General features: G+C 68.3%; 5 protein-coding genes. 3 read left to right on the forward strand and 2 right to left on the reverse strand.

What is annotated here, in order from left to right; translation table 11 throughout:
* The first annotated feature begins 783 nt into the window (after positions 1-783).
* Positions 784-2328, forward strand: coding sequence for a winged helix-turn-helix domain-containing tetratricopeptide repeat protein (locus E2C05_RS27050; RefSeq protein ID WP_133222761.1), 1545 nt, complete (start codon positions 784-786; stop codon positions 2326-2328).
* 199 nt (positions 2329-2527) lie between these two features.
* Positions 2528-3421, forward strand: a complete 894-nt coding sequence (locus tag E2C05_RS27055; protein ID WP_133222762.1) for an alpha/beta fold hydrolase — start codon at positions 2528-2530, stop codon at positions 3419-3421.
* A 171-nt stretch (positions 3422-3592) separates the two neighbouring features.
* On the opposite strand, the gene E2C05_RS27060 is transcribed toward E2C05_RS27055, so the two are convergent.
* Both E2C05_RS27060 and E2C05_RS27065 read right to left on the reverse strand, forming a co-directional pair.
* Positions 3593-4450: a KilA-N domain-containing protein gene (locus E2C05_RS27060; protein WP_133222763.1), complete on the reverse strand. Its 858-nt coding sequence runs from the start codon at positions 4448-4450 to the stop codon at positions 3593-3595.
* A 540-nt stretch (positions 4451-4990) separates the two neighbouring features.
* Positions 4991-6079 carry a site-specific integrase gene (locus tag E2C05_RS27065; RefSeq protein ID WP_158292389.1) on the reverse strand — a complete coding sequence of 363 codons (1089 nt, stop codon included), beginning with the start codon at positions 6077-6079 and terminating at the stop codon, positions 4991-4993.
* Here E2C05_RS27065 and E2C05_RS33440 point away from each other — a divergent pair.
* Positions 6063-6410, forward strand: a complete 348-nt coding sequence (locus E2C05_RS33440) for a hypothetical protein (protein WP_158292390.1) — start codon at positions 6063-6065, stop codon at positions 6408-6410. The two genes, E2C05_RS27065 and E2C05_RS33440, sit on opposite strands and share 17 nt — an antisense overlap.
* The last annotated feature ends 75 nt before the right edge of the window (positions 6411-6485 follow it).

The raw sequence follows: 6485 nt of genomic DNA on the forward strand, positions 1-6485 counted from the left end.
GGGCCTGCACCGTGGGGGCCAGGGCGGCCGCACCGGCCAGCAGGGCGAGGGCGGCGGGGAGGATCATCTTGCGCATGGCCGGGGTCCTTCTCTCTCGGGCTCTCGCCGGCCTCCGGGGCTTTTCCCGCGGCGGCGATCAGCGACAGGAGAACCCTACTCAGGCCCGGCATCCGGGCCTGTGAACTGCACCACCATCCCGGCGCGATCGCGCCGCGGCGCCGGAAACGCGAAAAGCCCCGTGACCTCGCGGTGAGGTCACGGGGATCTTGCGTCCGCCCGCCGCGAGGGCGGGCAGGGGTGGATGTTACATCGGTTGGCCGGACGGACACGCGCAGGAGCACCAGGCTCGCCGCATGTCGCTCAACGTCATCACCCTGGCGGCGAAAGCCGCAGAACGTCCTGTGCTCGCACCAGAGCCTGGCGCGGGCGCGCCCGCTGCGCGAGTGCAGACCTCAGCGGTGTGGTCAGACATTCTCGAAGGCTTCGCGCCCAAACCCTCCAGGGGTGCCGCGGACGCTCCCGCATCCAGTGTCGATCGTACCAGTCTGCGTCGACTTGAAACTGCTCCAGTCGCAGTCGCAGGCTGTCGAGCTCATCATGCCGGCGCATGGCATTCTCCTCGGGGTTGCGAGGCCCGCCCTGCGGACCTCACTGGATGCGCCCGAGGATGCGGAAGATGGTCCGCGCATGCTTTCAGGCCGGCTCGATTTTCCTCACCGCCGCCTTGATTCACCTTGCCTCTGATCGTTCTATCCCGCTCTTCTCCGTCGGTGGGAGAGCCAGGTGCGCTACCTGTTCGACGAGCTGTGCCTCGACACCAGCCGGCGCGAGCTTCGCCGTCGCGGCGAACCCGTGCATGTCGAGCCGCAGGTCTTCGATCTGCTGGAGTTCCTGGTCAGCAACCGCGACCGCCTGGTCACGCGCGACGACCTGATCGCGTCTGTCTGGGACGGGCGGATCGTATCGGAATCGGCTCTCGCATCCCGTATCAATGCCGCGCGGGCTGCCGTTGGTGATGATGGCGAGCGGCAACGGGTGATCAAGACGATCCCGCGCAAGGGCTTTCGCTTCATCGCCGAGATGAGCGAGGAGGCATCGTCGGTCCGAGAACCGCCCGGCATCTCGATCGCGCTTCCGGACAAGCCTTCCATCGCCGTGCTGCCCTTCGCCGACCTGAGCGGCGAGCCGGGGCAGGGCTACCTGGTGGATGGGATCGTCGAGTGGATCATCACCGGCCTCTGCCGGATCCGCTCGCTGTTCGTAATCGCGCGGAACTCAAGCTTCACCTACAGGGACCGGGCGGTTGACGTGAAGCAGGTGGGTCGCGAACTCGGCGTGCGCTACGTCCTGGAAGGCAGCGTGCAGAGGACAGGCAACAGGGTCCGCGTGGGCGTACAACTCGTCGACGCAACGACGGGCGCGCACATATCGGCCGACCGGTTCGACACGACGCTCGACGATGTCTTCGCCCTGCAGGATGAAGTCGCAACGCTCGTTGTCGGCACGCTCTCCCCGCGCCTGGAAAGGGCCGAGATCGCGCGCGCTTCGCGCAAGCCAACGGAGAGCCTCGACGCGTACCATCTGTACCTGCGCGCCCTCGCCGCAGCGCAGCAGTGGACGCGCGAGACCAGCCAGCAGGCGCTGGGCATGATCCACCGCGCGATCGAAGCCGATCCCGATTTTGCAGCAGCCTGGGCCATTGGGGCTCGCTTCTACAATTGGCGGTCCGGCAGCGGCTTCATGACCGATTGGGATCGTGAGTTCGTTGAAGGGCTTAGGATGGCCCGCCGTGCGCTGGAACTGGAGAGCGACGACGCGCTGGTCCTCAATGCAGCGGCGCATGCGATCGGGCAACTCGGACGAGAGTACGAGGCAGCGGAGGAGTTCAACGACCGGGCGCTGGCGCTTGATCCCAGCTTTGCCGTGGCATGGATCTCGAGTGGCTGGATGAAGGTCTGGCAAGCCGAAGGCGACGAGGCGATCCCGCGCTTTGCCCGCGCCATGCGCCTGAGCCCGGTCGACCCATACATGTTCGCCATGCAGGCCGGGGTCGCAGGCGCGCATCTGGTCGCAGGCCGCGTCGAGGAAGCCTGTCTCTGGGCCGAACGCGCGCTTCGTAGCCAGCCGGCCTCGGGTCCCTCGCTGCGGGTGGCCGTGGCGAGCTTCGCCTTGGGCGGGCGCGAAGAGGCGGCGCGGCACGCCCTGGCGATGTTGCGCGCAGCAGATCCTGGGTTGCGCATCGGTACCCTGCACCAGCGGACCCCGTGGGGCCCGGCGGCGCTGCCATACCTCGTAGAAGGTCTACGCCGGGCGGGACTGCCGGAGTAGCGTGCAACCGTGTTCCCGAGAGCATCACCAGCGAACACTCGGCAGTGCGTCCCAGACTGCTTCACGGCCACGCCTACGGCAGCTCCTGCGACCGCGAGGCTGCGAGAATGTGCTGCCCCCAATGAGGCGGTCTCCAGTCTCCCCCGTTCTGGTCTCAGGCGCAGCGCCTGCCGCGACGCTGAAAGAGGAGAGGTGCGGCATGTTCGAGGACTTCACCGCCGAAAGCATTGACGTCGGCGAGACATCCATCTTTTTGCGTTGTGCGGGGTCGGGACCGCCGCTTCTGCTGCTGCACGGCTTTCCGCAAACCCATCTGATGTGGCGCCGGGTCGCGCCTGATCTCGCCAACAGCTTCACGGTGGTGTGCGCCGACCTGCGTGGGTATGGCCGCAGTGGCTGTCCCACGCCGGAAGCGGACCATGCGCCTCACACGAAGCGCGCCATGGCGGCGGATATGATCACGGCCATGGCGCGGCTCGGCTTCGACCACTTCGCCGTGGCAGGGCACGATCGTGGGGGGCGTGTTGCCTACCGCATGGCGCTGGAGCACCCCGGGCGCATCAGCCGGCTGGCTGTCCTCGACGTGGTGCCGACCGGCGCGGCTTGGGACAGGGCCGATGCTCGCTTTGCCCTGGCATTCTGGCCATGGTCACTGCTGGCACAACCCGAACCGTTGCCCGAGCGCCTCATCGGAGTAGCGCCCGACGCCATTGTCGACAACGCGCTCGGTGCATGGGGCTCCGATGCCGTCCAGTTCCCGCCCGAGGTGCGGGCCGCTTACGTCGATGCTCTCCGTGACCCGGAGCATGTCCACGCGATCTGCGAGGAGTATCGAGCAGCGGCAACCCTGGACCGCATGCATGACGCAGCAGACCTGGCGGCCGGCAAGCGCATCGCCGTCCCCTTGTTGGCGCTCTGGAGCAACACGGGCGCGCTGGCCACCTGGTATGACGATGAAGGCGGCCCTTCGGCCCTCTGGCGATCCTTGGCCGATGACGTGCGCGGCCGCGCCATGCGAGGCGGACACTTCTTTCCGGAAGAATCACCAGACGAGACGGTGGCGGCAATGCGTAGCTTCTTCGCGCCGCGTTGATGCCTTCCCAAGGCTTGGCGGCTGTTCGCCAACCTTCGCGGCTGCAGCGTCCTGCAGCTCGGACACCGAAATGCTCATCGGCGCCGGAGACGCGAAAAGCCCCGTGACCTCGGGATGAGGTCACGGGGCTCTTGCGCCTGCCCGCGGCGGGGGCGGGCAGGGGTGGGGCGGCTAGGCTGCTGCGTCGCCGGGGCACTGGCGTGCCCGGCGGCGCTGCTCGAGCACCGCGGCCTGGAAGGCGCGGAACTCGGGCATCCGCAGGAAGCGGACGAGGTAGCCGCCATGGGTCAGCTCGGCATGGCAGGTCTGGCAGATCAACCACCCATGCTCCGGCCGGTTCAGGCCGCGATGGAAGAAGTGGTCGAACTCGGCGCCGGGCGCCGGCCGGCCGGCCTCGGTGAGCACCGGCTCGCGCAGGCAGCAGGGGCACTGGCCGTCGAAGGGCTCGGCCGCGACCGCCTTGAGGATGGTGGCCCGGGTCAGCCCGGTGAACTCCAGCCGGTTGCCGAGCACCAGTTCCTGCGCGGAGACGAGCAGGAACATCAGGTCCGCCGCATGCCGCTCGACGTCGTCGAGCCGGCGGTGCAGGTCGCGGAACTGCTGGGCAAGGTGCAGCAGCAGCGGATCGTGCGCCGCCGCGGGCGGGCCGAGGCGCCATTCCATGGCGCGGCGGACCACCGTGTTGCACCAGAGGTGGAACGCCGGAGAGAGGTAGCGGGCATAGGCCAGGGCGAGTTGCCAGTGGGCCCAGGTGCCGCCGTTGCGGCCGCGGGCGGTGGCAACGAGGCCATCGGGGTCGAGGTGGAAAATGTGGTCGTGGACCACATTATCGCCGGCCGGCTCGTCGAGCTCGGTCCAGTGCGCCCTGGCATGGGCGCGAAAGCGCAGGGTGTCTTCGAGGATCAGCCAGCTGGTCGGCCGCCGGTACTCCGGGCTGCCGGCTGCCCGCCACATGTCGGTCAGGTTCAGCATGGTGCCGCGGAGGCGGATGGGCCTGCCTTGGTAGGTGAGGGTGCTGACGCTGTGCATGGGATCTCCAGCACTGGGGTTTCGGCCTTGCTCAAGGGACCGCGACGGTCGGCTTGGGAGCTGCCGAGACCGGCTGGAGAGGTGCGGGGGAGGCGAGGGCAGGGGGGGCCGGGCAGGTCTGCCCTCCCGGCGGTTCCGGTCCGGTGCGCTGCCCCTGCGGCCGGCAAGGTGGCACAGGGTGAGGCCTCGTCAGGCCGCCCCCGTGCCACCGCTGGCAGGGAAGGGTTCGCAGAAGCGGCCGGCTCAGTGCCGGATGCGCGGTGCCGGGCCCCGGCAGCGACATGGGAGGCGCTGCGGAGCCCGCCGGGACGGGTGACGAGGGAGGACGAGGGCTGGCGGCCCTGTCCCATGCCGGATGGCAGAAACGATGGGTACGGCGCTTTGGCGCCGACAGGCCATCGCCGGGGCGATCGGGCCGCGCCTCTCGTCCAGCATAGATGGGGAGGACATTGTTTCATTTCAAGTAGATAAGGAAAATGCTCTGCATCCTGCCGGCCGAGCGCGTGCTCGACCGGCAATCGAGGCGGTGAGCGCGGCGGCCTACCTGTAGCCAAGTTCGCGGAAGCGACGCCTGGCGAGCAGGTGCGTCTTCTGCCGCGCCTGCTCGACGAGCGCGACGTGGGCCTCGGCCGCCTCCTCCTGCCTGGCGCGGTTGTAGTGTGTGCCGACGACCGCCTCGGAGATGGCGAGGATGGCGGCAGCCAGGCCCGGGTTGGACGGATCCATCCTGGCGGCGGTGGTCGCCAGCGAATGGCGGAAGCTGTGCGTGCCGAAGGCCTTGCCGAAGCGTGTCCTGGCGGCGCGCCGGATCACGCCCTCGATGCCGCGTGCGCCCAGCATCTCGCCGTTGCGGTTCACCCAGAACCCGTCGTGCCGCCGGTCTCCCAGCAGCTCCACCCGCTCGACGGTCAGGTAATGCTCGACATGGGGCACCAGCTCATCCGGGACGGCGTACTCGATATGCCGCTTGTTCTTGACGTCCACGGCCGTGAAGATCAGCCGGTAGCCGTCGCCGTGGGCGATGACCTGCCGCTCCAGCCGCAATGCGGCGACCGACCGCAGCCGGGGCGCCAGGACGGCCAGGAGGGCGATCAGCAGCCCGTTGCGGTAGCGCGTGCGGCGGGTCGCCGGCTTGCAACGCAGCGCATCTTCCATGAGCGCGTGGCCCCAGACCAGCAGGTCGGCGCTGTCGATCGGGTCGATGTGCCGCTGCGTGGCCGGCAACAATGACCGCAGTGAGTTGCCACCTGGAGACGTCAGCCAGCTGAAGTCCAGCTCCGGATGCATGATCTTCAGCGCCGCCTGCAGGTCGAAGAACCGCGTCACGATGGAGTTGTTGGTGTTGCCCTTGGCCTGAAGGGCGGTGAGGAAGATGCGGGCATTGGCTGGCGTGACCCGGGCGGCAGGCGGCACCGTCGGGTCGAGCAAGCTCTGCGCGGCGAGCACGGCCATGAAGCGACCGTGGCTGCGCATGGCATTGCGGATCGTCATGGGTTGCCGATCCTCCGCATAGGCTGGACCGTCGAACTGATCCCTGGGAGCAAGGCCCGCCTGCCAGAGCTGCTGATCGATGATCGGCCATTCGGCGAGACGCCACACCAGGCGACCAGGAGTGAGGGAGAAGGACATCCTAGCGAGTCCCCCGACCAAGCCACAGCTTCCCACCGCGACCGGTAGCAAGCAGGCGCGTACCTTCGCGCTTGGCCCTGATGGTTTCGAGGAAGCGCCGCACGGCGGCATCCAGCTCGAGCCCGGCGTAGAAGGTCTTGGTCGTCTCGACCTTCCTGTGGCCGAGGATGCGGCTGACGACCTCGTACTGCCCAGGATGCTCGTTCAAGTAGACCAGCACGGCCAGGTGCCGCATGAGGTGAAGGTTGAACTCCACGCCAATGTCGCGCTCGACCCGTTCGGTGAGGCCGACGGCGAGATCGTGTGGCGCACGGTTGTCAGCGGCCGTTGAATCCTCCCCTGATGTGGGCCGCGAAACTTCCCCACTTCGTTGCGTGACCGGCACCTGCCGGGGCTAGCCCCGGCA

This window comes from Paracraurococcus ruber (assembly GCF_004353985.1).
GTDB lineage: Bacteria > Pseudomonadota > Alphaproteobacteria > Acetobacterales > Acetobacteraceae > Paracraurococcus > Paracraurococcus ruber.

What these genes read in the sequence shown, in the direction of transcription:
- E2C05_RS27060 (WP_133222763.1), bottom strand. Translation starts at nt 4,450, where the DNA reads ATGCACAGCGTCAGCACCCTCACCTACCAAGGCAGGCCCATCCGCCTC.
- E2C05_RS27065 (WP_158292389.1), bottom strand. Translation starts at nt 6,079, where the DNA reads ATGTCCTTCTCCCTCACTCCTGGTCGCCTGGTGTGGCGTCTCGCCGAA.
- E2C05_RS27055 (WP_133222762.1), top strand. Translation starts at nt 2,528, where the DNA reads ATGTTCGAGGACTTCACCGCCGAAAGCATTGACGTCGGCGAGACATCC.